Genomic DNA, 25,605 nt, shown 5'->3' on the forward strand with positions numbered 1-25,605 from the left:
CGGACGGCGCACACAATGGTCCCCAGGGAACTCACTCCTCCTGGGAAGAAGAGCCCGTGACCACACAACCCTCCGGCCGACCGCCGTCTTCAGAACGCCCCACCGGGCCGCCTTCCGGCCCGCTCTCGGGCGGGCAGCAGGGCCCGCCGCCACCCCCGCCGACGGGTCCGCCCGGCGGCCCCGGAGGCCAGGGTCAGGGCCCCGCGAAGGGGCCTTGGTGGCGATCGGTGCCACGGCTCGTCACCGCGCTCGTCGCGGTGGTGGCGGTCGTGGCCCTGGCCGTGGTCCTCACCCGCCCCAGCGGGACGTCCAATAACGCCGGTGGCGAGGTGTTCCTCCAGCCGGTGGCAGCCTCGGGCCCCGACCCCTTCACCGAGTCCGTGGCCGTGAAGGAGACGCCGCCACCGGAGAGCCCGACGCCGCAGAGCCGGCCGCCCTCTCCCCAGGGCACCGGCTCCGCCCAGGTCAGCCCGAGCGCCAGCGCGAGCGCGCCGGTGGGCACCAAGAGCGTCAGCGGCTCCGCGCCGGGCGTGTACACGGGTACCAGGGACTCCGTGAGCTGCGACGTCGAGAAGCTGATCGGTTCGCTGAACGCGGACCCCGCCAAGAACGCGGCCTTCGGCTCGGCCTTCGGCCTCCAGCCGGCCGCCGTTCCCGGTTACCTCCGCTCGCTCACGTCCGTGCAGCTGCGGATGGACACCCGGGTGACGAACCACAGCTACCGTGACGGCAAGCTCGTGCCCTACCAGGCCGTGCTCCAGGCCGGAACGGCCGTGCTGGTGGACGACCGGGGCGTACCGCGGGTGCGCTGCGCCTGCGGCAACCCGCTCGGCCCGCCGGTGCCGCTCAAGGCGAACCCGAAGCGGTTCGGCCAGACGTGGCCCTCCTACCAGCCGGCGAAGGTGGTGGCCGTCGCCCCGTCGGTGACCGTCATCAACAAGATCGTGATCTACGACCCCGGCAACAACAGCTGGTACGAGCGCCCGAAGGGCGGCCACCCGGGCAAGCCGCAGCCGGACAAGCCGATACCCCCGCCGCCGGTCCCGACGCCGCCGTTCACGCCGACCCCGTCCGTGACGACCCCGAACCCGTCGTTCACCTCGCCGAGGCCTTCGGGTACCTCTCCGGGCCCGTCACCGTCGGTGACGTCGCCGAAGCCTTCGGGTACGTCCCCGAGCCCGTCACCGTCGGTGACGTCGCCGAAGCCTTCGGGTACCTCTCCGAGCCCGTCGCCGTCGGTGACGTCGCCAAAGCCCTCGGACACGTCCCCGAAGCCGTCGGGCACGACCCCGGCCCCGTCGCCGACGACCCCGAAGCCGTCCGACACGCCGTCGAAGTCGCCCTCCGAGGAGAAGTCGTCGCCGGCCCCGTCACCGACCCCCTCGCAGCCGCCGTCCGCGTCACCGTCGCAGGCACCCTCGGAGTCACCCTCCGAGAACAAGTCGCCCGCGCAGAGTCCGTCGAAGCCTGCGGTCGAGTCACCGGCACAGTCACCGGCGCCGAAGACCGAGCCTCCGCCGGCTGCCTCTCCCGTGCCTCCGCCGCCGGCCCAGACAGCACCCCAGCCGTCGCCTCCTCCGCCGCCGCCGGCCCAGACGGCCCCGGCCCCGGAGCCGGAAGAACCGGCCGAGACGGCCCCGGCTCCCGAGCCCGAGCCTGAGGCCCCCCAGGAGAGCTGAGCGCTCCCGTCCATGACTGCGCCTCCTCCCCGGCACGGGGAGGAGGCGCAGTCATGATCGGCCCTGGCCCGGCCGGCCCGGTCAGGCCTTGCCGCGGCGGGTGAGCGCATCACCCGCCGCGCCGACCGCGAGCCCGAGGGCGATCATGACGACGTAGCTGTAGATCTCGTAGCCGTCGGGAGCGAGAAAGCGGACGAAGCCCATGAAGTGGATCCAGCCGAGCCACTCGTGGAGCAGGCCGCTCGCGCCGCCGACGACGAGGACGAAACAGAGCAGACCCGTGAGGGTCGCCACCGGGGACTTGGGATTGCTGGAGGTCATGCCCCGACGCTAGGCGCGGGGCCCGCGGCCCGGAATCGGCCTTTGGGCGGCCGGCTGTCGTACTTAAGTATCCGGAGCGGGGCGCGGACTCCCGGGCGCGGGCGGGCCCACGTACATTCCGGACCATGCGCCGTATCCACCGCACCCGTCGGGACTGGGCCGCCGACCTGGGCCTGTTCCTCTTCGCCGCGTGCTTCGCCGCCGTCAGTTCGCAGTCCATCCCGGTACCGGAGAGCCTCGGCGCGGGATGGCGGGCCGCCGACCAGGTGGTCGGCGGACTGGGGTGCGCGGCGGTCCTGCTGCGACGGCGTTGGCCCGTCCAGCTCGCCGTGGTGCTGCTCCTGGCCGGCAGCGTGGCGCACTATCTGACCGGGCCGGCGATGGTCGCGGTGTTCACCGTGGCCGCGACCCGGCCGTGGAAGGCCACGGCATGGGTGGCGGCGCTGGCCTTCGGCCCGCTGCCCGTCTTCCTGTGGCGGCTGCCGGAGATGTCCGAGGAGCGGGCAGGTGCGGCGGTGACCTACTTCGCCCTGATCGCCGGATCCATCGGCTGGGGACTGTTCCGGCGTTCCCGCCGGCAGCTGATCGCCTCGCTGCGCGAGCGTGCCGAGCTGGCCGAGGCGGACGCGGAGTCGCGGGCCGAGCGGGCCCGGATGGAGGCCCGGGAGGAGATCGCCCGCGAGATGCACGACGTACTCGGCCACCGGCTGTCGCTCCTCAGCGTCCACGCGGGCGCCCTGGAGTTCAATCCCGGCGCCCCGCGGGCGGAGATCGAGCGGGCCGCCGGCGTCGTGCGCGAGAGCGCCCACCTGGCACTGCACGACCTGCGCGAGGTGATCGGCGTACTGCGGACGGGTTCGGGCGACGGGCCCGCGGACGGCGAGCGCCCGCAGCCGGAACTGGCGGACCTGCCCCGGCTGGTGGCCGAGGGGAGGGCGGCGGGCGGCCGGATCGAACTGGCCGGACCGCCCGAGGGGGCCGCGCCGCCCCCTCTGGTGGGGCGTACGGCGTACCGGATCGTGCAGGAGGCGCTGACCAACGTACGCAAGCACGCGCCCGGCGCGCATGTCGACGTACGGGTGACCGGGGGCCCGGGCGACGGGCTGACGGTCGAGGTCCGCGACACCGGGTGCCCCGGACCGGATCCGGCCCGGGGCACGGTCCCGGAACCGGCCGTGCCCGGCGGCGGGCAGGGCCTGATCGGGCTCGCCGAACGCGCCCGGCTGGCGGGTGGGGAACTGACGGCCCTCCCCGCCGACGGCGGCTTCCGGGTGCACGCCTGGCTACCCTGGCAGCGCTGAGCCGGCCGAGGGGCGACGGCGACGGCGAGGGGAACAGGCAAGCGGGAAGAGGAAAGAGGGGACAGGCGCGAGTGATCCGGGTACTGCTGGTCGACGACGACGCGATCGTCCGGGCCGGGCTGCGCCTGATGCTGGGCGGCGCCCCGGACATCGAGCTGGTCGCGGAGGCCGCGGACGGGGCGGAGGTCCCCGCACTGGTCGCCGTGCACGGTCCCGACCTGGTGCTGATGGACATCCGGATGCCCGGCGTCGACGGCCTGGCCGCCACCGAGCGGCTCCGGGCGCGGCCGGACGCCCCGGAGGTGCTGGTCCTGACCACCTTCCACACCGACGCCCACGTCCTGCGGGCGCTGCGCGCCGGAGCGGCCGGTTTCCTCCTCAAGGACACCCCGCCGCAGGAGATCGTGACGGCCGTCCGGACGGTGGCCGCCGGGGACCCGGTGCTCTCCCCGGCCGTCACCCGCCGCCTCATCGACCAGGTGGCGGGTGACACGGGACAGGGCGCCCGCGCGACCGCGGCCCGCGCGAGGCTGGCGCTGCTGGCGGGACGCGAGCGGGACGTGGCCCTGGCGGTCGGACGGGGCCTGTCCAACGCGGAGATCGGACGGGAACTCCACCTGGCCCTGCCCACGGTGAAGACCCATGTGTCCCGGATCCTCACCCGGCTCGACCTCAACAACCGGGTCCAGATCGCCCTGCTGGTCCACGACGCGAGCCTGCCGGGGGACGGAACGGCGTAGCTACGCATGCGCGGGCCTGCGGCGCCAGCGAGGCTGAGGGGATGAGCGACGAGCCGTTGGTGGTGGTGCAGCCGCCGGACCGCAGGGGCCTGCGGGAGGTGCTGGTCCGGGGCGAGACGGCAGGCCGGGTGTGGTCGGAGCGCGAGATGCACCGCCTGCTCGACGAGTCCGGGCTTCGGGAGCCGGACATCGAGTGGCGCGGGGCGGGCGCGGACGTCTGGCCCGACCGCCGGACGCAGAGGTTCGCGACCGGTGCCGTCCTGGTGGCCGGGCTGCTCGGCTGCGCGGCCCTGCTCATCGGCATCGGGCAGGTGGACGCCCTGGCGTCTCCGAACTTCGCCGGCCGGGTGACGGGGATGCTGTTCATGGCGGCGGGCGGGGTCCAGGCCATTGCGGCCGTCGCTGCGCTCGACCACATGGGCAAGCGGGGATGGCCGTACTCCGGGGGCGTTCTCCTGGCGGCCGTGGTCATCGCACTGGCCGCGAACTCCTTGTTCCTCCTGCTGTGGTTCCAGGAGAGGGAGTTGGCAACACCGCTCTTCCCGGCGTTCGCGGCGCTGTGGCTCTGGTCCCTGTGGGCGGCCTGGCTCCTCTTCCGGCAGAAGGTCTGGAAGGACATTCCCCATCCCAAGGGGTTCGCGATCGGTTTTCTGGTCACCACCTCGCTCACCGCCGCCAACCTGGCCCACACCACCTGGTTCCAGCCGTCCACCGCACCCGTGACCGTCGAATCGAGCGCGAAGTTCGGGAAGGCGTACGTGCAGGGGGACGACATCTACCTGCCGGTGACGCTGACCGTGAAGAACACCGGCAAAACCCCCACCTACATTCTGGGAAGCGTGTTCTGGGTGATGGGGGAGCGTTTCCGGCCGAGCCGCCCCGACTGGTTGGAGCGAGGCTGGGAGTGGGATCTGGAGGCAGGCAAGGACGTCGACATCTACACGGACACTCCGGTGCGCACGCTGGTCAGAACCGGAGAGATCCTCGGTGCGGGCGGCTACGTGAATCCCGGCAGGGAGTTCTCCCAGCAGAAGCTGATCCGGCTGCCCCGCTCGGCCCCCTTCGACGCGCTGTCGACCGATACGAAGATCCTCACCCTGCGCAAGGACCAGGCGAGGATCCCTTTCGGGCTCCACCTGAACGGATTCTCCTGGGGTTCGGTCGATGAGGTCCGGACGTGCCGCGAACCGCCCTGTCCCAGTGTCGTCAGCTATGCCGGGGAGATCGAGCACGGCAGCAACGTCATCAACGCGACCCGTGAGCAGCGCTTCCTGCTTTCCTCGTGGACGATGGCGGCCGACGGAAACGATGCCGACATCTCGGCCGGGGTCAGGCCGTACCGGCGGGTGGTGGCCGTGGACTCGGAGGGGGAGAGCCTGAGCAGCTACGGGATCGAGAAGATCAAGGGCGGGGGAGACGTGATCCTCTTCCGGTCCTTGACGGACGGGCCCGCCCGAACCGGCACGGAGTGACGACACGTGCCACGTCCGGACCGCCACGTCCGGACACTGTTACGCCGGACCGCCACGTCCGGACACTGTTACGCCGGACCGCCACGTCCGGACTGACACGCCGGACCGCCGGTGGCTGCTCCGCAGGGACACCGGCGGGGGAGAGTGAGACCCTGGCTGCATGGGCCGTAGGGCGGAGGACCCCGCCGTCGACTGGCCGGCGCGGCCGGACACCAGCCTCGCGCTCAACCGCATGGGCACATTCGACTGGGACCTCGACAGCGGGCGGATGTATCTCGATCCCACCGCCCTGGAGGTACTGGACCTGCCCCCGGACGAGTTCGACGGGACGCCCGACGGGCTCCGGCGGTGCTTCGTGCCCGGTGAGGAGGCCCGGCTCGACACCCGGGTCGCCCAGGCGATCAAGGACGGCCGAAGCCACTACGGGGCGTACGTGCGCAGCCGCCGGCGCGACGGCTCGGCGGCCTGGACCCACATCCAGGGGCACATCCTGCGGGACCCGGGCGGTCGCCCGTACCGCGTGATCGGGATCCTGCGCGACGCCGCCCACGACCCCGGCGAGCCGGGCGCCGGCGGGGAGCAGATCGAGGGGCGCCGCCGGATGACGGGCGTCGTCGAGCGGACCACCGCCATCCTCGCCCACGCCCGCACCGTGAACGACGTGACCGACATCCTCAAGGACCCGCAGGCCCTCGGGCATCTCGGCGCGGTCAGCGTGATGCTGGGCGTAGTCGACGGCGGGCGCATCCACCTGGTGGCGGAGGGACAGCTGGGCTCGTACGTGCCGGAGATCGAGTACACCCGGATCGACGCGCGGCTGCCCATGAGCGAGGCCGTACGCACCATGCAGCCGGTCTTCCTCGTCTCGCGCGAGGAGTTCCAGCGGCGCTACCCGGAGCTGTGGCCGTACATCGAGCCGCTGTCCGTCCGCAGCGGCGTCTACCTGCCGCTGATCGCCCAGGGGCGGCCCGTCGGCGCGCTCGGGCTGCTCTACACGCGGGACGGCGATTTCACCGCCGAGGAGCGGAACCTGCTGATGGCACTCGGCAGCGGCGTCGCACAGAGCCTCCAGCGCGCCATGCTCTTCGAGCAGGAGCACGACCTCGCCGAGGGGCTCCAGCGGGCCATGCTGCCCCGCAGGATCCCGGAGGTGCCGGGCGCGCTGATCGCCGTACGGTACCGGTCCGCCCGGATGGGACGGGACATCGGCGGCGACTGGTACGACGTGGTCCCGCTCGGCGACGGCCGGGTCGGAGTGATGATCGGCGACGTCGAGGGGCACGACACGGACGCCGCGGCCGTCATGGGACAGCTGCGCATCGTGATGCGCGCCTACGTCGTGGAGGGCCACACCCCCGGTGCGGCGATGGCGCGGGCCTCGGCCTTCCTGCGCGAACTGGAGACGGAACGGTTCGCCACCTGTACCTACGCCGAGGTGGACCTCACCACCGGGATGGCCCGGATGGTCCGCGCCGGGCACCTCGACCCGGTCGTGCGGCGCGGTGACGGCAGCGTCCACCGGGTCCAGGTGGCCGGCGGGCTGCCGCTCGGCCTGCCGCCCCGCGAGCAGACCGGCACCGGCTCCGGCTATCCCGTCACCACCCTCGAACTGCACCCCGGGGACACCCTGCTGCTGTGCACGGACGGCCTGATCGAACGCCCCGGCGCGGAACCGGACTCCGGCATGCGGGAACTCATGGCGGCGGTCCACAGCGGGCCGATCGACGTGGAGGAGCTCGCCGACGTGCTGTGCGACCTGGTCGGGGACTCGGGCGGCGGGGACGACATGGCCCTGCTCGTGCTGCGTCGCCGCGGTACCCCGGTCGCGCGCGGTGGCGGCCCGCTGAACCACCGCCTGGAACCGGGCGACGCCAAGGCCCCGGCGCTGGCCCGGCACCTGATCCGGGCAGCCGTCTCCGCGTGGGGAGCGCGGCACCGGGCCGACGAGATCGAACTGGCGGCGGACGAGCTGATGACCAACGCCCTGGTCCACACGGAAGGCGGCGGGCACGTCCGCATGAGGCTCACGGCGCAGGGGCGGATCCGGATCGAGGTCGAGGACACCAGCAGCGCCCTGCCGAGGCGGCGCGAGGCGGGTGACTGGGCGGTGTCGGGGCGCGGGCTGATGCTGGTGGAGCGGCTCGCGGACGAGTGGGGTGTGGAGCCCCGGGGCGGCGGGAAGTGCGTGTGGTGCGAGTTCGTCCTGGCCGCTCCCGAGGAAGACGGCTAAGGAAACCACCTACCTACCGATCGACCGATCGACCGACCGACCGGCTGGCCGGCCCGCCGGTCCGGGAGCGGCGCGCTGCCCTCTTCCCCCGGCACGGCACCGGGCCCCTGGCGTCCGCCGCCTCAGAGGCTCACCAGGGTGACCTCGGTGGCCTTCACGCTCGTCCACACCGCGACGCCGTCCGCGACGCCCAGCTCGGCCGCCGCCTCCGGGGTGATCTCGGCGACCAGGTCGGGTGCCTCGTCGGAGGCGATCAGTAGGCGCAGTCGGCTGCCGACCGAGGTGATCTCCCGTACGGTCCCCGACCAGACGTTGCGGGGGCTGCCGCCCGGGCGCTCCCGGTGCACCGACACCGCCTCCGGAGCGATGATCGCCAGTGCTCTCGTCCCCTCGGGCAGCGCCTCCGCGGCCACCAGCCGACCTCCGGTCGCCAGGGCGAGCCCGTCGGCGGACGCGGTGCCCGGCCAGGCGTTGCGCCCGAGCATGCGGGCCACCCACGGGGAGCGCGGATGCCGGGTCACCTCGGCGGGCGGCGCGTCCTGCAGGGCCCGGCCGTCGGCCAGTACGAGGACCCGGTCGGCCAGTGAGACAGCCTCGACGGGATCGTGGGTGACGATCAGGCAGACCCCGCCGAAGCCGGCCAGGTGCGTGCGCAGGGTGTGGCGCACCCGCGCCCGCGTGGTCTGGTCGAGCGCGGCCAGCGGCTCGTCCAGGAGCAGTAGCCGGGGGCGTGCGGCCAGCGCCCGGGCCAGGGCCACCCGCTGGGCCTGGCCCCCGGAGAGCTGGGCGGGCCGGCGGTCGGCGAGGTGCAGTACGCCGAGCCGGTCCAGCCAGGCCCGGGCCTCGCGGCGGGCCTCGGCGCGCGGCACCCCGCGGGCGCGCAGCCCGTACGCGGTGTTGGCCACGGCGGTCAGGTGCGGGAACAGCGCCCCGTCCTGCGGGACCCAGGCCACCTGCCGCTTGTGCGGGGGCAGGGCGGTGACGTCGGTGTCGCCGAGCCGCAGTTCGGCGTGGGCGCGCGGGGTGAGGCCGAGGAGGGCGCGCAGCAGGGTGGTTTTGCCGGCGCCGTTCTCGCCGACGACGGCGATGGTGGTGCCGGGCGCGGCGTCGAGGGCGAGTTCGTTGAAGCCGGTGACGACGGCGTGCAGGGGCCAGTGGCCGCCGTCGTACGGGGGCGGGGCGCCGGCGGTACCGGTGGCGGCGGTGGTGGCGGGGCCGTTGGCGGCGGGGCCGAAGTCCGGGGCGGCCGGGTCCTCGGGGCCCGGCGGCGCCACCGCCGCCTCGCGGGCGACCGGGGTGCCCGTCCAGCGGCCGCGCAGGGCGACCAGTACGCCCATGGCGATCGCCAGGAGCAACAGCGAGACGGAGGTGGCGGCTTCGGGCTGGTCCTGGAGCAGCAGGTACACCTGGAGCGGCAGGGTCTGGGTGGTGCCGGGCAGGTTCCCGGCGAAGGTGATGGTCGCGCCGAACTCGCCCAGGGCGCGGGCCCAGGTCAGCGCCGCACCGGCGATCAGGCCGGGGGCCACCATGGGCAGGGTCACGGTGAAGAACACCCGGACGGGCGAGGCGCCGAGCGAGGCGGCGGTCTCCTCGTAGCTTGGCCTGAGCCCGCCGAGGGCGCCTTCGAGGCTGATCACCAGGAACGGCATGGCGACGAACGTGGCCGCGACGACCGCGCCCGACGTGTGGAACGGCAGGGTGATCCCGAAGGTGCCCTCCAGCCAGGGCCCGAGGAGCCCGCGCCGGCCGAAACCGAGGAGCAGGGCGACACCGCCGACGGTCGGTGGCAGCACCATCGGGAGCAGGACGAGCGAGCGGACCAGGGCCTTGCCCTTGAACTCGACGCGGGCCAGCAGCCAGGCCAGCGGCACGCCGAGGAGGAGGGAGAGGGCCAGCGCCCACAGGGAGACGAACAGCGAGAGCTTGAGGGCCTCGACCACGCCGGGGCTGGTGAGGTGGGTACCGAGCTCGCCCCACTGGGTGCGGACGAGGATGCCGATGAGAGGCAGCAGCAGGAACGCGACGGCGAGCAGCGCGGGGAGCGCCAGGGCCAGCGGGGGCCGGGTTCGGGTGCGGGTGCCGGGGCGCGTGCGCGTGCGCTTGCCGGGCCGGGTGCTGAGTCTGCTCATGAGGGTTCCTGGCTGGGGGTTTCGGCTGCGGGGGAAGCGTATGCGGCGGTCGCAGGATCCGGGCCGCGCCCGCGCGGAAACACGGAGAGGGGCTGCCCGTCCCCCCGGTCCAGGCAGCCCCGTGCGTGCGGCCGGTCGCGGCCGGCGGTCGCGGTTACGCCTTCTGGAAGCCCGCGTCCTGGAGGATCTTCTGTGCCTCGGGGGTGCTCAGCCAGGTGACGAACGCGGCCGCGTCCTCGGCGTTCTTGGATGCCTTCAGCGTGGCGGCCGGGTAGGAGGCCACGGCGTTCTGCGCGTCCGGGATGTCCACCGTGACGACCTTGTCGCCGGACTTGGCGGAGTCGGTCTTGTAGACGAGACCGGCGTCGGCCTCGCCCAGCTCGACCTTGCTCAGCACGGCGCGGACGTTGGGCTCCTGGGAGACCGGCTTCACCTCGATCTTCTGGGCGTCGAGGATCTGCTTGCTGTAGCGGCCGACCGGGACCTCGGGCGCGGCGAGCACGACCTTGATCTTGGTGTCGGCGAGGTCCTTCAGCTCGTCGATCTTGAACGGGTTGGCCTTGCCGGCCGCGATGACCAGACGGTTCTTGGCGATGACGGTGGCGTTGCCGGTCTCCGCCTTCAGCCCGTCCATGGTCTTGGTGTCGGCGGTGACCAGCGCGTCGGCCGGAGCGCCCTGCTTGACCTGGGCCGCCAGCTCCTGCGAGCCGGCGAAGGAGAAGGAGATCTTCGTGCCGGGGTGGGTCTTCTCGTACTCCGCACCCGCGGTCTTGAAGACGTCGGTGAGGGAGGAGGCCGCGAGGACCGTGAGGTTCACGGCCTTCGGCGTGGAGCCGGCGTCGGCGGCGGGCTTGTCCTCGCCCTTGCCGCAGGCGGCCAGCGGCACGAGCAGGGCGGCGGTCAGCGTGACGGCGGCGGTACGGCGGCGGATCGTGATCGGGGACATGAGCAGGTGCTCCTCGGTCGGGTCGGCGGCCGGCCTGGTGCCGGACGCGTGGTGGTGACCCGCGCCGGTGACGGGCGGAGCGGGTGGGGACGTACGGTGACGCCGAGCGGGTGGTGCGGGCGGCCGCGGGGAACGGCGGTGGGCGGCGGGCGGGTGGTGCGGGACCGCGTGGACGGCGGACGGCGGGCGGCGCCGTCCGGATCAGGTGCGGTCGATGTGCACGCTGGTGGACTTCACGCGGGCGGTGGCCTGCATGCCGACCTCCAGCCCGAGCTCCTCGACGGCCTCACGGGTGAGCAGGGAGACCAGCCGGTGGGGACCCGCCTGGATCTCGACCTGGGCGGCCACGTCGCCGAGCTTGACGGCCGTGACGATGCCGGGAAACGCGTTGCGCGCCGAGGTGTACGGCTCCCCGTCCTCGAGGTGCGCGCCCTGGCCGACCTCGACGGAGAAGGCGGCCAGATCGCGCCCGTCGATCAGACGTCGGCCGCCTTCGTCGCGATGGGTCACGACCCGGCCGGCGTCGGCCCAGCGGCGCGCCGTGTCCGGGCTGACGCCCAGCAGACGCGCTGCCTGTCCGATGGTGTAGGACTGCATGGGCGACAACGTAAGGCCACATGTGGCGCATTTGCAATTCTCTTGGGGTGATCTCCATGGCAGATGCCATACCGATTGGTGTATCTGCCAAAACTCGTTCCGCCCCGTGGCTATCGCCTCGATAGAGTCGGGGGCATGGCTGAAGAGGTAACGGAAACGGGCACCGTGCGGGTGGACGCGTGGATCTGGTCCGTGCGCCTGACCAAGACCCGCTCGACCGCGGCGACCGCCTGCCGGGCGGGCCACGTGAAGGTCAACGGGGAGCGCGCCAAGCCGGCGCAGCCGGTGCGCGCGGGTGACGAGGTACGGCTCTTCCACGCGGGGCGCGAGCGGATCGTCGTCGTCAAGCGGCCCGTGTCCAAGCGGGTGGGAGCCCCCGTCGCCGCCGAATGTCTGATCGACAACAGCCCGCCGCCGCCGACCCCGGTGGAGGCCGCCGTCGTCGGCATCCGGGACCGGGGCGCGGGCCGCCCGACGAAGCGCGAACGCCGCGAGATCGAGACCCTCCGCGGCCGCCCGTAGCGGGCGCCGCCGGGTCGCGGTGCCCGCCGGGCGGGATCAGGCCTTGCGGTAGGTGTACGCCTCGGTGGCGGCCGCCGCGACCGCCGCGAGGGGGGCTCCGGTGGAAGCGGTCACCACCGCGGCCACCGCCCCCTCGACGAACGGCGCGTCCACCAGCGCGGATCCCGCCGGGAGTTCGTCCTCCATCAGCAGTGCCTTCACCGTCAGTACGGAGCTCCCCAGGTCGACCAGCAGCGCCACCCCGGCGCCCCGGTCCACTTCCCTGGCGGCTTCGATGATCCGCTCCGAGCTCGTACCGAGCCCGCCCAGGACCGTCCCGCCCGCCGCGGCCACCGGGGCCACGGGCCCGCCCGCCGCCAGCTGGCGCGCCAGCTCGGCCACCGCCTCCGCGACCGGCGCGCTGTGCGACACCAGCACGATGCCCACCAGGGCCGGTCCGGAGCCGGGTTCGGGGCCGGCGCCGGGGTCGGATGCGGAACCGGGGTGCTGCTGCGCGGCCGTCACTGCGCACCCTCCGCCACGTCCGCCAGCGCACCCAGCAGCAAGGCGGAGGAGGTCGCTCCCGGATCCTGGTGGCCGATGCTCCGCTCGCCCAGGTAGCTGGCCCGCCCCTTGCGCGCCTGCATCGGTACCGTCGCCAGCGCCCCGTTCTCCGCCGCGACCGCGGCAGCCCGGTACGAGGTGCCCAGCGCGGCCACCCCGGGCTCCAGTGCGTCCAGCATCGTCTTGTCGCCCGGCGCCGCCCCGCCCAGCTGCGCCACCGCGCCGACCCCCGCGGCCAGCGCCTCGTGCAGCTCCGCGTCCGAGACCTCGGCGGACTCCCCGAGAGCCTTGCCCGTGCGCCGCAGCAGCGTCCCGTACAGCGGTCCGGACGCCCCGCCGACCGTGGAGATCAGCGTCCTCCCGGCCAGCTGGAGCACCGCGCCCGGGCCCGCCGACGGGGGTTCCGCCTCCAGGGCGGCGACCACCGCCGTGAAGCCGCGCAGCAGATTGCTCCCGTGGTCGGCGTCCCCGATGGGCGAGTCGAGCTCGGTCAGCCGGTCCGCCTCGCGCTCCACCGCGGCCGCGGCGACCGCCATCCAGCGTCGGAAGAAGTCTGCGTCACGCACTGGTTCTCCTCGCCTCGCACCTGTCGGGCCGATCCCACCGCCACCATACGTTCAGCGGCCCCGGCACAGCGCCGCAGCCTGCACGGGCGCGTCCCACAGCCGCAGCAGTTCCTCGTCCGCCGCTGGACGGCGCAGCGGACGGCCCGGGGCCGTGCACCATGCGTCCGCTCCACCCATGTCGGGGAGCGCGCCATCATCGGCGACGTACACGGCAAGGGGCTCCCGGCGGTCCGTACGGTCGCCGCGATCCTCGGCAGCTCCCGCGAGGCCGCGTACGAGGCCGAGGACCTGCCCGCCCTCGCCGCGCGGCTGGAGCGGCGGCTGACCCGGGGCGGTGTGCTGCTGCTGGTCACGGACGGGCTGGTGGAGGCCCGCGACACCGGCGGCGACTTCTACCCGCTGGTGGACAGGCTCCGCCACCGCTTCGCGGGCCGCCCGGCTCCAGGACCCGCCGACGTCGTCGACTTCCCTCAACACCGACCTCCCGCGTCACGCCCGTCACCTTCACGATGATGTGGCCATGCTCGCGAGCGCCCCGCACGGCCACACCTGACGCATCAACACCGCCCCCGCGACCGGTGCGTGGTGTCCGCCCCCGCCGGGCGGCGGGCGGGCGGGGCGGGTCAGTCGGGTTCCGTCGTCAGCAGCAGGGTCCAGGACGCCCCGCAGCCGGTCCGTCCCTCCGGGCGGCCCGGATGCGGCTCCTCGCAGGTGCACCGCATCGGTTCGACGCGTTCACCGGTCCGGGGAGCCGCAGCCATGCGCCGGACGGCGTCCGGGAAGGAGCGCAGGCGCAGGCCCCGTAGCGCGGCCTGCGCCGCGTGGGCCGCCAGGACCGCCCCGCATCTCGGGCAGCTGCCGCGCAGCACCGTCCCGTCCGGTCCGCCCGCGTCCAGTGTGAAGAGGGCGGCCGCGAGCGCCGTGTACTCGGGGGCGGTGATCTCCTCGTAGGGCAACTCGACGGGTTGCCCACCCGGTTGCCGACCGGTTCCTGGCACGTCCACCGGCGGGCTCCCTCGCTGTCCGGAAGACCTGTCAGCCTAGCGGCGGCGCGGCTCGCTCAGCCCTCGCCGCTCAGGGGCCAGGACTGGATGTCGCGGTAGTGGATGGGGCCGGGGCCGCGGCCGGTGTTGCTCCCGACGAGGTGCAGGCGCCGGGTCTCCCACGGGCGGCCGGTGAAGGCGGCGAGCCCGGCGGCCGCCTCCACCGCACTGGTGGTGTCGTGGCGGCGGGAGCGCGCCAGCGTCAGATGGGGGCGCAGCGGCCGGCCGTGGAAGGGGATGCCGCAGCCGGTGACCGCGGTGCGCACCTCGGCGGCGAGCAGGTGCAGTCCTTCGAGGTCTCCGTCGATCCCCGTCCACAGGACCCGCTCGTCGAAGTGCCCGCCGCCGCGCAGCGCGAGCCGCAGCGGGCGCCGGGTCAGGGCGAGCTCCGCGAGCGGCGGTCGCAGGAGTTCGACGGCGGTGACCGGGAGCTCGCCGAGGAAGGCCAGGGTGATGTGCCAGTCCTCGATACGGTTCCAGCGCATGCGCGGGTACGCGGCGTAGGCCGGCTGCAGCCGCTCCTCCAGCTCTTCCTTCGCGTCGTCGGGCGGGGCCAGCGCTATGAACACGCGGACGGTCGCTGCCTGGGTCTTCTCACTCACGAGGGTCTTCGTATCCTGTCGGGGCACCTCCCGTCATCTTCCGGCTCGTGCCCCGACGCCCTGGTGCCCCCGCGTCGGCGTCACCGGGCGTCGGAGCCGATGGTCACCACGCGGGCCCACGCCGGAGGCGCGTCCGGTACGTAGTCGGGATCGTTCTCGCTCCACCCGCCGGCCCCCGCCCGGGGGAAGAGCCCCACCACCGTCCGGCACGGGGGCCGTGCGGCCGGCCAGGCCGTCTGGCCGTCGGTCAGGACCACGATCACGTCCGGCCGGGGCCCCGTGCCCAGCGCCTTCGCGAAGCCCGTACGCAGATCCGTTCCGCCGCCGCCCAGCAGCGGGATGCCCTCGCCGCTGCACAGCGGGTGCACGATCCGGGCCGCCGCGTCGCACGGCACCACGCTGACCATGTCGCTGCGGCCGCCCACGGCGCGGGCGATCGCGGCGACCTCCAGCAGCGCGGCGCCCAGTTCGGAGTCGCTGACCGAACCGGAGGTGTCGATGACCACGCAGACGCGCGGCGGCCTGCGCCGCAGGCTCGGCAGGACGGCACCCGGCACCGCGGCCGAGCGCCGCGAGGGCCGGGCATAGCTGTAGTCCTCGCCCGCACCCGCGCCGGAGGCCGCCGACCGGACCGCCGCTCCCAGCAACTCCCGCCAGGGTTGCGGCGGGTGAAAGGCCTCCTCCGCCCACCGCCGCCAGCCGGCCGGTGCGCTGCCGGGACGGCCGTTGATCCCCTGTGCCACCCGGAAGCGCACCGCGTCCTGTTCCTGGGCGCTGAGGCCGTGCGCGCCCTCGGGCCCCAGGTCCCACTCGCGTTCCAGTCCGTCGGCGCCGCTGCCGCAGTCCAGCCAGACCAGCTCCTGCGTGAGCGGTCCCAGCCGGAACTGGCGCAGGTAGTCCTCCATGAGTTCGCCCGGGGCCAGTCCCAGGAACTCCGGCGTCAGTACGCCTTCGGGCTCCACCAGCCCCTCGCCGTACACGTCGTCGTTGATCTCGCAGTCCGCGGCGATGTTCATCCGCAGCCGTTCCCCGGGACCGGTCAGCCCGCGCTCTCGGGCCACCCGGTCACCGCGTCCGTGGTGGTCGCGCAGCAGGTGGGACACCTCGTGGACCCAGACCCCGGCGAGCTCCTCCACCGGGGTGCGGTCCACGAACCGGGGCGAGACGTAGCACCGCCAGTGCCGGTCGACGGCCATCGTCGGCACCCGCCGCGATTCCACCGTGTGCAGGGCGAACAGCGCGGTCGCCAGGTAGGGCCGGACCCGGGCGGCATGCAGCCGGGCCGCGAAGAGCTTGTCGAGGTCGAGGTCGAGGCCGAGGTCGACTTCGAGGGCGGGGTCGACGTCGCGTTCCGGCGTCCCGGGTGCCCTCGTCACTTCCGCGTTCACCGGCCGGCCCCGACGGGCTCGCCGGTCCGGGCCGCCGCCCGTTCCACCGACCGGTCCGCCCGCCGGGACACGGTCACCACTCCGGCGAGCCGCTCGATCGACTCCGGAACGTCCCAGTCCTCCTGGCGCAGCGCGGCGAGCGTGGTCGCGGGTACGACGACCAGGTCCGGGGCTCCGGTCTCCAGCGCCCGGACCAGGACCGCCCACGCCGCGTCCCAGCGGGCCCGGTCCGGGCGCTTGCGGACGGCCGCGACCACACCGTCGAGCGTGGCCTGGCGCCGGTCTCCGCGCTCGGGCAGGTCGGCGCCCGCAGGGTCGGCGAGCAGGTCCTCGGGGTCCGGGAGGTCCATCCGGTCCAGGACGGCCAGCAGTTCCAGCCCCGGACCGTCCCCGACCGTGCCCCTGACCAGCATGGAGAGCACCTCCCGGGAGGAGCCGGCCGCGTGCGCGAAGGCGAGGAGGCGCACCGTCATGTCCCAGCTGCGGGGCGACGGCCACGCGCCGCCCCGGCGGGCCTCGCTGCTGGGCAGGCGGTGTACGAGTGCGGGGCGGGTGGTGAGGAGCCCGCACACGGCGCGACGGGCGCTGTCCACGGCCGTGGGCAGCTTCGCGGCGTCCAGGTGCGGCAGTGTCGCGCGGGGCCAGGTCCCGCCGAGGCCGCGGATCACGACGTCCTGGTCGTGGGTCCACTGGAGGTGGACGAACCGGTTGGCCAGGGGCGGGCTCAGTTCCCAGCCGTCGGCCGCGGAGCTCCGCGGGTTGGCGGCGGCCACGATCCGGACGCCGGGCGGCAGTTGCAGGGAGCCGATCCGCCGTTCGAGTACGAGCCGGAGCAGGGCGGCCTGGACGGCCGGCGGCGCGGTGGAGAGCTCGTCCAGGAACAGCAGCCCCCGTCCGGCGCGTACGAGGCGCACGGCCCAGTCCGGCGGGGCCATCGGGACGCCCTGTTCGGCGGGGTCGTCCCCGACGATGGGCAGACCGGAGAAGTCGGACGGCTCGTGCACGCTGGCGATCACCGTGGTCAGCGGCAGGTCCAGGGCTTCGGCGAGTTGGGTCAGGGCCGCGGTCTTGCCGATGCCCGGCTCACCCCACAGGAGTACGGGCAGGTCGGCGGCGACGGCCAGGGTCAGCGCCTCCAACTGGTCGTCGGGGCGCGGCTCGGTGGTGGTGTCGCGCAGCAGGGTCAGCAGGGCGTCGGCGACGTCGAGCCGGGCGGAAGGGCCGGGCACCGGCTCGGGGCGGGTACCGGTGGTGGTGGGGGTGCCTGTGGTGGCGGACGGGGTGTACGAGGGCATGGGTCATCACCTTGTGGGTTCGTGAGGGAGTGGGCCCGCGGGCCGGGTCAGCGGGCGTGTGCCCGGCGCGGGTGGGGGCGGTGGCTCCGGGGGCGGTGTTCTCCCGGGCGGACCCGGCCGGGTGCGGGGCCGGCCAGGCCCGATCGGAAGAGCCCGTAGGCGATCCGCCGTTCCGCGGCGGCCTCGAGTTCGTCCCGCAGCGCCCCGGCGCGCAGCAGGGCATCGGGGCCCAGCAGCTCTTCGACCACGGCGAGCGCGCCGGCGATGTCGCCGTGGTCCAGACGTTCGCGGACCCCGGTGAGGCAGTCCGGCTGACGGTGGGCCGTGTCGATGGCCCGCAGGCAGGGCAGCGGCGTACCGGTCAGCGCGGCGAGCAGTTCCTCCCGGCGGATCTCGTCCGGGTCGTGGTCCAGTGCGGCCAGCACCCCGTCGACGAGGCCGATACGGTGCCGGGCGCCCCGGCACTCGACGAGCCGGGGTTCTCCCGCGGGGTCCGCGGTCGCGGGCGGACCCCACGGCGCGCGGCCGGGCGCCCGGTCCGGTGCCAACGCCGAGGCGACCAGCGGGTGCAGGCGCTCGACCTCGATGGATCCGGTGCGGACCAGTTCCAGGTCGGGCAGGGTCCACACCGCCGCGTCGGGCAGGACCGGCAGGGCGGCGGCGTGCCCGGCGGGCGCCGACCCGAGCCGCAGGACGGGCGGCCCCGGCCCGTCCGCCACCAGGTCCAGCAGCAGCCGCCGCCCGGCCCCCGGCCGTACGGTGACGGCGCCGGTGGCCCGGCCCTCGGCGCGGAGCAGGATCGCCGCCTCGGCCGCCCAGCGGTCGACGGCGCACCGGTGCCCCTGCGGGAGCGCCGCGAGGAGCTCGGGGTCCGGCGCGGGAAGGCTGCCGGCGGGCCGCCGGTCGGCCCCGGCGCGGACCCTGAGCTCGTCGGCCCGGCGGGCGTCCCACAGGTGGCGGTGCAGGTCGAGGCGGAACCGCCGGTCGGGACGGGCCGGGCGGCGCGGATCACCCCAGGAGCCGTGCGCGGTGCGGGAGCCGTCCCACAGGGCGAGGCTGATCCGCTGCCCGCCGTCCGCCCACGCGGGCGGGGTCCGGGCCACGAGGTACACGGGGCGGGTGCGGGTGCGCGGGTCGTCCCGCGCGTCCGAGCCGGGTGGCACGGCGGTGCCGGGCGGCGCGTCCGTGTCGTACCGGGCCAGGGCCACGGTCAGGCCGGGGCGCAGCAGTCCGTCGGGGGCGACGCGCGGCATGTGCCAGCGCAGCAGGTCGGGCGCGAGATGGCGGAGGTCGGCCCGGATCCGGGCCGCGAGGTCGTGGCCGCGCGAGCGGGCCAGGAAGCGCAGATCGAGATCGACGTCGACGCCCGCTGCGGCGCAGGCCCCGGCCCAGTCCCCGGCGGAGCGGCGGACGGTCGCGGTCTCGATCATGGACGGAGGCACGGCGTACCGGCGTACGCGGAGCCAGAAGGAGAGGCGGGAATCCTCGTGCACGGTCGGAGTGAGCATCAGCACTCACCTTGCGTGGACGAGACCCCCGATCTGTGAGCGGAAGAAGTGGTCATCGCGGTGATCGTATCGGCCCTCACGCCGACCGGCCAGGGGTTTTTCCGGGCCACCGGTGGTGGTGCCGGTCGATGACGTAGTGGTGCCCGTGCTGCCAGCCGCCGGTGGCCGGGCGGGCGTCGGCGAGGTGCGGGTGGCCGGGCGGCAGGTCCGGATGCAGGTGTTCCAGCCGGTACGGGTCACGGGCGGGCCAGATGCACGCCGCGGCCGCGGCGGCGCCCAGGGCGAGCACTCCCAGGACCAGAACGGTCAGCGACAGCCCCACTCCGGGGGCGAGCCACCCGGGCAGCGGGTAGGTGAGCAGCCAGCAGCCGTGGGAGAGCGAGAAGCGGGCGGCGAACGCCGCGGGCAGGTCCGCCTCGGCGGTGGACCGGCGGATCACCCGCCCCGCCGGGGTCAGGGCCGCGGAGCAGGCGGCGCCGATGGCGGCCCAGACCGCCAGGAGCGCGGGCCAGGACCATGCGCGCGGGCCCGCCGCGGTGAGCGCCGCCCCGGCCGCGAGCACCACGGGGAGGGCGAAGCCGGCGCAGAGCATCACCGCGCGGTCGGTGGAGCGTTGCAGGAGGCGGGGCAGGAGGAGCGCGGTCAGCATCGATCCGGCGCCGTACGCGCCGAGGGCGAGCGGGACGGCGCCGGCCGGGCGGTCGAGGTGGCCGCGCACCAGGGAGACGGTGTTGACGAATACGACGGCCCCGGCGGCGGCGACCGCGAGGTCGAGCGCGAGCAGGGCGCGCAGGCGCGGAGTGGCCCACAGCAGGCGGGTGCCGAAGACCGCCCGGGCGTGGATCCCGCCGGTCCGCTCGACGGGGGCGGGCGCGGGCAGGGCGGTGGCGACGACGAGCGCGGCGGAGGCGAGGAAGCCGACGGTGGTCCCGGCGAACAGCCCGTCGTAGGGGACCAGGGTGAGCAGGGCGGTGGCCAGGACCGGGCTGAACAGGCTCTCCAGGTCGTAGGCGAGCCGGGTCATCGACAGGGCCCGGGTGTAGTCGCGTTCGGCGGGCAGGATCGCAGGGACGGTGGCCTGGAAGGTCGGGGTGAAGGCCGCCGACGCCGCCTGGAGCAGGAAGACCATGACGTGGATCTGCCAGATCTCGGTGACGAAGGGCAGGGCCGCGGCCGCACCGGCGCGGGTGAGGTCCATGGCCGTCATGAGGGTGCGGCGGGGAATCCGGTCGGCGAGCGCGCCGATCACCGGGGCGATGGTGACGTAGGCGACCATCTTGATCGCGAGGGCGGTGCCCAGGACCGCGGAGGCGTCGTCGCCCGCGAGGTCGTAGGCGAGCAGGCTCAGGGCGACGGTGGCGAGGCCGGTCCCGACGAGGGCGACGACCTGGGCGGTGAACAGGCGGCGATAGGTGCCGTTGCGCAGTACGGACAGCACGGTCCCCGTCCCGGTCGGCGGATCGATGACAGCATGTCGGATTCAGCGTAGTCAACATGTGCGCACCTGTGCACCTGTGCACCTGTACGCCGGTCGCCGGCCGGCGGGTGGGGTCAGGAGTCGGGCCCGCCGAGTGCGTCGCCCTCGAGCGAGGTGAGGAAGGCGGTCGCCGCGGGCGTGCGGCCGGTCCGGTGCCGGACGACGTACTCGACGCGGGCCGGGGCGTCGGCCACCTCGACGGTCACGACCCCGGCGAGCCGGGGCGCGTAGGCGGCGGGCGGCATGGCCACCGCGAGGCCCGGCCCCACGAGCCGGGCGATGCAGTCCGCACCGGTCACTTCGAAGGCGACGTCCCGGACCAGGCCGGCGGCCGAGAAGGCCAGGTCGGACTGGACGCGTCCGGCCGTCCCGGCAGGCAGGTCCCTGCCCGTGACCTCCGTCGCGGTGCTCGGGCTGCTCTCGCCGCTGGTCGCCGCGCTGCTCGGGGCCGTCGTACTCGGCCAGACCCTCGGCCCGGTGCAACTCGTGGGCTTCGGGCTCGCGCTCGCCGCGATCGTCGCGGGACAGCTGCCCGCGCGCCGCCGGATCCGGGCCGCCCGCCCCGCTCCGGCCGTCGCCGCCGTCAGTCGTGCGGCGGAAGGGAACGGAGCTGGTGGTCGGCGACGTTGAGGGCCTCGTCCACCAGCCGGCGCAAATGCCCGTGCCCCAGGGCGTAGACGACCCGGCGCCCGTCCTTGCGGGTGGTGACCAGCCCGGCCAGGCGGAGCTTGGCGAGGTGCTGGCTGACGGAGGGGCGGGCTGCCCCGCAGGCCTCGGTGAGGGTGGTGACATCGGCCTCGCCCCGGCCGAGGCGCTCCACGAGCGACAGGCGGGTGCGGTCGGCGAGCAGGGCGAGTACGGACGCGGCGACCTCCACCCGATCGTCCAGGTCGCCCGGACCGCTCCGGTCGCCCGGGTACCGCTCCGCCTGCGCACCGCGTGCACCTGCCGGATGCGTGCCTGTACTCATGCCCACATCGTAAGGCGGGCGGAGTCCGCGCCGGGCGCCCTGCGCACGCCGGTACGCGCACATGCGCGGGCCCCGCCACCCCCTGAGGGGTCGACGGGGCCCGCGCAGCGGCGTGGCGGTCGGCGTCAGCCGAGCGCGGGAGCCTCCTGCCGGGCCGCGGCCGCCGCTTCCGTGCCCTCGGAGCGCGCGGCCAGGAGCCGCTGGGCGAGGACACCGAAGACGATGGCGAACACCGTCCACAGCACCAGCTGGACGGCCAGCGAGGCGACCCGGAACTCCCACAGCAGGGCGGCGGGGAAACCGGGCTGAACCGCATCGCTGTTGTCCGGCAGGAACACGAACGCCACGGCGGCGGCGACGACGAAGCCGCCGGCCGCGGCCAGGGTCGCGTTCCAGTTGCCCAGGCGCGGTGCCAGCCGCCGCCCGAGGATGATCGCGCCGACGCCGAGCAGCACGCTGAGCAGGATCATCAGGAAGAACAGCGTGGTGCGCTGGCCGATCGTGTCCGGGTTGCCGACCGCCGGCGGGGTGGCCGGGTACTTGAGGAACGGCACCAGGTAGACCGTGGCGAAGGCGCCCGCCGCGGTGAGCGCCGCAGTGGCCCGCGGGCTGAACCCGCCCACCCGGCCGAGGGCGAACGAGAACGCGAGCGAGGCGATGCCGCCCAGCGCGACCCCGTAGACGAGGACGCCCGTGGCCAGGCCGGCGGTCGACTGGACGGGCCGGCTGACGAGCTCTTCCTCCTCCTCGGCGGCCTCGCCCGACGCGGCGTCACCACCGTGCCCGGCGTGAGCACTCGGGGCGCTCGCGGCGTCCTTGGCGGCCTGGGCCTCCTCCACGGCGATGGAACCCCGTACCGGGGGCTCACCCACCACATAGGCGACGGCGAAGGCGAACAGTCCGGCGATCAGGCCCGCGAGCATGCCGCGGACCAGTAGTCCTCTGACGGTAGAGGCATACATGTGCGTGGCCTCTCAGTGGCAGGGGAAGCCGAGCAGATGACGACCGTCGTGGACCCACTCGTGCACGCCCTCACCGGCGAACACGGCGGTGGCGCCCTGCTCGGCGCCGACGAAGTACAGGGCGACGAGCATCAGCAGGCCGACGAAGAGCGCCCAGGGCAGTACCGCGCGCACGGGCAGCGGAGCCGACAGGGAGCCGGCGGGGGTGGATATGGCAGCGGAAGCGACAGCCTCGGCCATGATGGAACCTCCTCGGGGAACAACGCGTCCCATACGGTGGTGCAGGACGACGGTCCTCGGGTCTGACTCGCCACGCCGCCACCCGAAGGGTGCCGCCGCAGCACACAGTGGCGCGACCATGCCGGATTCACACCGGGCTTCCGTCTCGCCGTCGTCGCTATGTGGAATGTCGCCGTGACGCTACCGTGCGCCGGGCCTGCGGCCAAGACCGTGAGTCCCTGATCACACGCCTACGCTGCGGTAATACGGCTGATGCAGGATCCGGTGGACCCGAAGAGTCCACCAACTGGACGGCAGGGCTGCTAAAATGACCGCGTCGGCCTTCGGTGTGCCTGCCCGCGTGCAGGTGTCCGGAGGCTTTTTTCATGCCTTCACACCGGTTCGCCCGCTCCGTCCTGCCTTCGCCCCCCACCGGCTACCGAGACCTGCTCCGCAACAAGGAGTTCAGCGGTCTCTACATCAGCTTCACCCTTACCACCGCCGCAAGTACTTTGTCCGGATTCGCGCTCGGCACCCTGGTCAACCAGCAGACCCGTTCCCCGTTCCTGACGGCCGTGAGCATGTACGGCGCCACCTTCGCGACGGTGCTCGGCGCGCTGACCCTGATGTCGGTCGCCGACGGGGAGCGGCCCTGCCGGACCCTCGTCCTGCTCCAACTCGCCTCACTGGCCGGGGTCGCCGCCCAGGCGGTCCCGGCGCTCCCGCTCGCGGTCCGGTTCGCCCTGCTGCTGACCCTCGGCTTCTTCCAGTCCCTCGGCACCGGCGCCCGGCTGGGGCTGCTCGCCGAGGCCGTACCCATCGGCGCCTACGCGCCCGCCCGTTCGCTGATGAACATCACCTCGGGCGGCACGGCGATCATCGGCTTCGCCCTCGGCGCCGTCCTGCTGCGCCGCCTGGGCCCGCAGGGGCTCTTCCTCACGGCCGCGGCGCTGACCGGCCTCGGAGCGGCCGTGGTGGCGGCCACCGTCCGCGAACACTCGATCCGGCCCACCCGCCGCCCCGGGCTGCGCCGCACCTGGGCCGCGAACGCGGAACTGTTCTCCCACCCGGGCCGCCGGAGGCTGCTGTTGAACCTGTGGGTGCCCAACGGCCTGATCGTCGGCTGCGAGGCGCTCTTCCTCTCCTACGACCCCGGCCGTGCGGGCATCCTCCTGGCCGCCGGATCGGCGGGCATGCTCCTCGGGGACCTGGCCGTCGGCCGGCTGCTCACCGCCGACGGGCGCCGCCGGTACGCCTTCGCCCTGCGGCTGCTGCTCGCCGCCCCCTTCCTGCTGTTCGCCCTCCACCCGCCCGTTCCGGTCCTGGTGGTCGCGGTGTTCCTCGCCAGTGCCGGTTTCGCGGCCACCCTGCCCCTCCAGGAGCAGCTCCTCGAACAGACCCCCGCCCCGATCCGCGGCCAGGTCCAGGGGGTCGAGTCGGCCGGCCGGATGACCTGGCAGGGTCTCGGCGCCGCGCTCGTCGGCGGCCTGGCCCAGTACCTCGCCCCGGGCGCCGCGATCGCCGTCGCCGCAGGGGTGTCCGTGGCCGTCACCCTGCTCTGCCGGCCGACGAGGCGTGCGGAGCCCACGTAATTCGTGCACGTGTTCGGTTAGTGGGGTTAGGCTGGGGGCATGCACGCAGTCCAGGGCCTTCAGGGTTCCCTCTTCGACCAGGGTGACGAGATCCGGCTCGGCCCCCTCGGCGGCCTGCGGCGCACCGCGCTCGGGGCCGGGGCCTGGGTCGACCACCTGCCCGGCTGGCTGAGCGGCGCCGACGCACTCTTCGAGCGGCTGGCCGCCGACGTGCCCTGGCGCGCCGAGCGGCGGCAGATGTACGAGCGCGAGGTGGAGGTGCCCCGGTTGCTCGCCTTCTACGGTGAGGGCGAGCCCCTGCCCCATGACGCGCTCACGGCCGCCCGCGAGGCGCTGGGCAGCCACTACGCCGCCGAGCTCGGCGAGCCGTTCACCACTGCCGGTCTGTGCCTGTACCGCGACGGCCGGGACAGCGTCGCCTGGCATGGGGACCGGACCGGCCGCTCGTCGACCGAGGACACCATGGTGGCCATCGTCTCCGTCGGCGATCCGCGGGATCTCGCCCTCCGCCCCCGCGACGGCGGCGCGACCCTGTTGCGGCTGCCCCTGGGGCACGGCGACCTCGTCGTCATGGGCGGCTCCTGTCAGCGGACCATGGAGCACGCCGTACCCAAGTCGACGCGGGCCGTCGGCCCCCGCATCAGCATCCAGTTCCGGCCCCGCGGCGTCCGCTGAGCTCCCGGCCGCCCACCGCCGGGCTCACGCCGCCCGTGCTCCGCCGTCCGTGCTCCGCCGCCCGCGGCCGCCCGGCCGAGGGCGCGGTTGCGGCGCCGCCCGGGGGCGTTCAGGCTGGTGCGCATGGATCTTGGCGCCTTCTCCGTGAGCCTGACCGTGCGCGACCTCGATGCCTCGCGGGCGTTCTACGAGAAGCTCGGGTTCGCGGTCTTCGGCGGGAACCCCGAACAGGGCTGGCTCATCCTGAAGAACGCCGACATCGTCATCGGGCTCTTCGTCGGCATGTTCGAGAAGAACATGCTGACCTTCAACCCGGGCTGGGACAGCAGCGCGACCGCGCTCGAGACGTTCACCGACATCCGTGACGTGCAGCGACAGCTGAAGGCGCGGGGCGTGGAGTTCCTGACGGAGGTCGACGAGTCGGGCTCCGGCCCGGGCAGCTTCCTCATCCTCGACCCCGACGGCAATCCGGTCCTCTTCGACCAGCACGTCTGACCCGACCCGGGGCTCGCTCAGGCGGTGGCGCCGGGCTCCTTCGTGGGGCGGACGGCCCCCGCCGCCGCGTGCAGCGAGCGCAGCGCCAGCAGCAGGACCCCGATGTCGTCCAGGTACACCGGGTCCGGAATCAGGTCCACCGGCGAGACGGTGTAGGCGACGGCGACCCAGAAGAGCGCCTTGTCGCGCAGCGGGATTCCCGCATCGAGCAGCAGCCGCCGGGCCGCGAAGACCCGTACGAGAAGCACCGCCGCGGCGATACCGAGCCCCACCGCGACGACCACGCCCAGTACCAGCCAGACCGTTCCGTCCATGGCGGCCGTATACCCCGAT

At 74.3% G+C, this 25,605-nt stretch carries 26 protein-coding genes and 2 pseudogenes; 10 read left to right on the plus strand and 18 right to left on the minus strand.

Annotated elements, in window-relative coordinates; translation table 11 throughout:
• Nucleotides 1-56 precede the first annotated feature (56 nt).
• Nucleotides 57-1,376 (plus strand): annotated as a pseudogene (locus B6R96_RS38845) (DUF6777 domain-containing protein); the annotation flags it as partial.
• Nucleotides 1,377-1,760: 384 nt separating this feature from the next.
• Here the strand turns inward: B6R96_RS38845 and B6R96_RS31760 are convergent.
• Nucleotides 1,761-2,000 carry a hypothetical protein gene (locus tag B6R96_RS31760; protein WP_030384335.1) on the minus strand — a complete coding sequence of 80 codons (240 nt, stop codon included), beginning with the start codon at nt 1,998-2,000 and terminating at the stop codon, nt 1,761-1,763.
• A 125-nt stretch (nt 2,001-2,125) separates the two neighbouring features.
• Between B6R96_RS31760 and B6R96_RS31765 the strand changes: the two genes are divergently transcribed.
• The 4 genes from B6R96_RS31765 to B6R96_RS31780 all read left to right on the plus strand — a co-directional run bounded on the left by B6R96_RS31765 (nt 2,126) and on the right by B6R96_RS31780 (nt 7,743).
• A complete protein-coding gene (locus tag B6R96_RS31765) occupies nt 2,126-3,301 on the plus strand; it encodes a sensor histidine kinase (RefSeq protein WP_081524371.1) in 1,176 nt (391 codons plus the stop codon).
• Nucleotides 3,302-3,372: 71 nt separating this feature from the next.
• Entirely contained in the window at nt 3,373-4,041 is a 669-nt protein-coding gene (locus B6R96_RS31770; RefSeq protein WP_081524372.1) for a response regulator transcription factor, read from the plus strand.
• A gap of 41 nt (nt 4,042-4,082) precedes the next feature.
• Entirely contained in the window at nt 4,083-5,513 is a 1,431-nt protein-coding gene (locus B6R96_RS31775; protein ID WP_081524373.1) for a hypothetical protein, read from the plus strand.
• Between the two features lie 160 nt (nt 5,514-5,673).
• Nucleotides 5,674-7,743, plus strand: coding sequence for a SpoIIE family protein phosphatase (locus B6R96_RS31780; protein WP_081524374.1), 2,070 nt, complete (start codon nt 5,674-5,676; stop codon nt 7,741-7,743).
• A 122-nt stretch (nt 7,744-7,865) separates the two neighbouring features.
• On the opposite strand, the gene B6R96_RS31785 is transcribed toward B6R96_RS31780, so the two are convergent.
• From B6R96_RS31785 to B6R96_RS31795, 3 genes are all read right to left on the minus strand, one after another.
• Nucleotides 7,866-9,872 carry an ABC transporter permease gene (locus tag B6R96_RS31785; protein WP_081524375.1) on the minus strand — a complete coding sequence of 669 codons (2,007 nt, stop codon included), beginning with the start codon at nt 9,870-9,872 and terminating at the stop codon, nt 7,866-7,868.
• Between the two features lie 154 nt (nt 9,873-10,026).
• Nucleotides 10,027-10,818, minus strand: a complete 792-nt coding sequence (modA, locus tag B6R96_RS31790) for a molybdate ABC transporter substrate-binding protein (protein WP_081524376.1) — start codon at nt 10,816-10,818, stop codon at nt 10,027-10,029.
• A 201-nt stretch (nt 10,819-11,019) separates the two neighbouring features.
• A complete protein-coding gene (locus B6R96_RS31795) occupies nt 11,020-11,415 on the minus strand; it encodes a TOBE domain-containing protein (RefSeq protein WP_030730138.1) in 396 nt (131 codons plus the stop codon).
• A gap of 135 nt (nt 11,416-11,550) precedes the next feature.
• Here B6R96_RS31795 and B6R96_RS31800 point away from each other — a divergent pair, with 135 nt between their 5' ends.
• Nucleotides 11,551-11,937 (plus strand): RNA-binding S4 domain-containing protein, encoded by a 387-nt coding sequence (locus B6R96_RS31800; RefSeq protein WP_030384342.1) that lies wholly within the window; start codon nt 11,551-11,553, stop codon nt 11,935-11,937.
• Nucleotides 11,938-11,973: 36 nt separating this feature from the next.
• On the opposite strand, the gene B6R96_RS31805 is transcribed toward B6R96_RS31800, so the two are convergent.
• The 10 genes and pseudogenes from B6R96_RS31805 to B6R96_RS31850 all read right to left on the minus strand — a co-directional run.
• Nucleotides 11,974-12,366 (minus strand): PTS-dependent dihydroxyacetone kinase phosphotransferase subunit DhaM, encoded by a 393-nt coding sequence (locus B6R96_RS31805; RefSeq protein ID WP_081525342.1) that lies wholly within the window; start codon nt 12,364-12,366, stop codon nt 11,974-11,976.
• A gap of 71 nt (nt 12,367-12,437) precedes the next feature.
• Complete coding sequence (gene dhaL, locus B6R96_RS31810) at nt 12,438-13,046, minus strand: dihydroxyacetone kinase subunit DhaL (RefSeq protein WP_203351681.1); 609 nt, start codon at nt 13,044-13,046, stop codon at nt 12,438-12,440.
• 51 nt (nt 13,047-13,097) lie between these two features.
• Nucleotides 13,098-13,520, minus strand: a complete 423-nt coding sequence (locus B6R96_RS38850; RefSeq protein WP_335755557.1) for a hypothetical protein — start codon at nt 13,518-13,520, stop codon at nt 13,098-13,100.
• 149 nt (nt 13,521-13,669) lie between these two features.
• On the minus strand, nt 13,670-14,050 hold the full coding sequence (locus B6R96_RS31820; protein ID WP_159396391.1) for a hypothetical protein: 381 nt from the start codon (nt 14,048-14,050) through the stop codon (nt 13,670-13,672).
• 56 nt (nt 14,051-14,106) lie between these two features.
• Entirely contained in the window at nt 14,107-14,691 is a 585-nt protein-coding gene (gene thpR, locus B6R96_RS31825; protein ID WP_081524379.1) for an RNA 2',3'-cyclic phosphodiesterase, read from the minus strand.
• A gap of 80 nt (nt 14,692-14,771) precedes the next feature.
• Nucleotides 14,772-15,968, minus strand: coding sequence for a vWA domain-containing protein (locus B6R96_RS31830; protein ID WP_053704456.1), 1,197 nt, complete (start codon nt 15,966-15,968; stop codon nt 14,772-14,774).
• Nucleotides 15,969-16,075: 107 nt separating this feature from the next.
• On the minus strand, nt 16,076-17,374 hold the full coding sequence (locus tag B6R96_RS31835) for an AAA family ATPase (protein ID WP_081524380.1): 1,299 nt from the start codon (nt 17,372-17,374) through the stop codon (nt 16,076-16,078).
• Nucleotides 17,375-17,421: 47 nt separating this feature from the next.
• Nucleotides 17,422-18,882: a hypothetical protein gene (locus tag B6R96_RS31840; RefSeq protein ID WP_081524381.1), complete on the minus strand. Its 1,461-nt coding sequence runs from the start codon at nt 18,880-18,882 to the stop codon at nt 17,422-17,424.
• A 76-nt stretch (nt 18,883-18,958) separates the two neighbouring features.
• Complete coding sequence (locus B6R96_RS31845) at nt 18,959-20,320, minus strand: MFS transporter (protein WP_081524382.1); 1,362 nt, start codon at nt 20,318-20,320, stop codon at nt 18,959-18,961.
• 113 nt (nt 20,321-20,433) lie between these two features.
• Nucleotides 20,434-20,742 (minus strand): annotated as a pseudogene (locus tag B6R96_RS31850) (LysR substrate-binding domain-containing protein); the annotation flags it as partial.
• A gap of 7 nt (nt 20,743-20,749) precedes the next feature.
• Between B6R96_RS31850 and B6R96_RS38330 the strand changes: the two are divergent.
• Nucleotides 20,750-20,989 (plus strand): hypothetical protein, encoded by a 240-nt coding sequence (locus B6R96_RS38330; protein WP_261341253.1) that lies wholly within the window; start codon nt 20,750-20,752, stop codon nt 20,987-20,989.
• Here B6R96_RS38330 and B6R96_RS31860 read toward each other — a convergent pair.
• The 3 genes from B6R96_RS31860 to B6R96_RS31870 all read right to left on the minus strand — a co-directional run bounded on the left by B6R96_RS31860 (nt 20,943) and on the right by B6R96_RS31870 (nt 22,531).
• Nucleotides 20,943-21,329, minus strand: coding sequence for an ArsR/SmtB family transcription factor (locus B6R96_RS31860; protein ID WP_053704447.1), 387 nt, complete (start codon nt 21,327-21,329; stop codon nt 20,943-20,945). The two genes, B6R96_RS38330 and B6R96_RS31860, sit on opposite strands and share 47 nt — an antisense overlap.
• 125 nt (nt 21,330-21,454) lie before the next feature.
• On the minus strand, nt 21,455-22,291 hold the full coding sequence (locus B6R96_RS31865) for a CbtA family protein (RefSeq protein ID WP_053174291.1): 837 nt from the start codon (nt 22,289-22,291) through the stop codon (nt 21,455-21,457).
• 12 nt (nt 22,292-22,303) lie between these two features.
• Nucleotides 22,304-22,531, minus strand: coding sequence for a CbtB domain-containing protein (locus B6R96_RS31870; RefSeq protein WP_030384356.1), 228 nt, complete (start codon nt 22,529-22,531; stop codon nt 22,304-22,306).
• Between the two features lie 365 nt (nt 22,532-22,896).
• On the opposite strand from B6R96_RS31870, the gene B6R96_RS31875 reads away from it, so the two are divergent.
• The 3 genes from B6R96_RS31875 (at nt 22,897) to B6R96_RS31885 (ending at nt 25,272) form a co-directional block, all read left to right on the plus strand.
• Nucleotides 22,897-24,102 (plus strand): MFS transporter, encoded by a 1,206-nt coding sequence (locus B6R96_RS31875; RefSeq protein ID WP_081524383.1) that lies wholly within the window; start codon nt 22,897-22,899, stop codon nt 24,100-24,102.
• A 39-nt stretch (nt 24,103-24,141) separates the two neighbouring features.
• Entirely contained in the window at nt 24,142-24,777 is a 636-nt protein-coding gene (locus tag B6R96_RS31880; RefSeq protein ID WP_081524384.1) for an alpha-ketoglutarate-dependent dioxygenase AlkB, read from the plus strand.
• 123 nt (nt 24,778-24,900) lie between these two features.
• Complete coding sequence (locus B6R96_RS31885) at nt 24,901-25,272, plus strand: VOC family protein (RefSeq protein ID WP_081524385.1); 372 nt, start codon at nt 24,901-24,903, stop codon at nt 25,270-25,272.
• 17 nt (nt 25,273-25,289) lie between these two features.
• Here the strand turns inward: B6R96_RS31885 and B6R96_RS31890 are convergent, their stop codons facing one another.
• Nucleotides 25,290-25,586 (minus strand): YkvA family protein, encoded by a 297-nt coding sequence (locus B6R96_RS31890; protein ID WP_030384360.1) that lies wholly within the window; start codon nt 25,584-25,586, stop codon nt 25,290-25,292.
• Between the last annotated feature and the right edge of the window lie 19 nt (nt 25,587-25,605).

This window comes from Streptomyces sp. Sge12, assembly GCF_002080455.1.
Classification (GTDB): domain Bacteria; phylum Actinomycetota; class Actinomycetes; order Streptomycetales; family Streptomycetaceae; genus Streptomyces.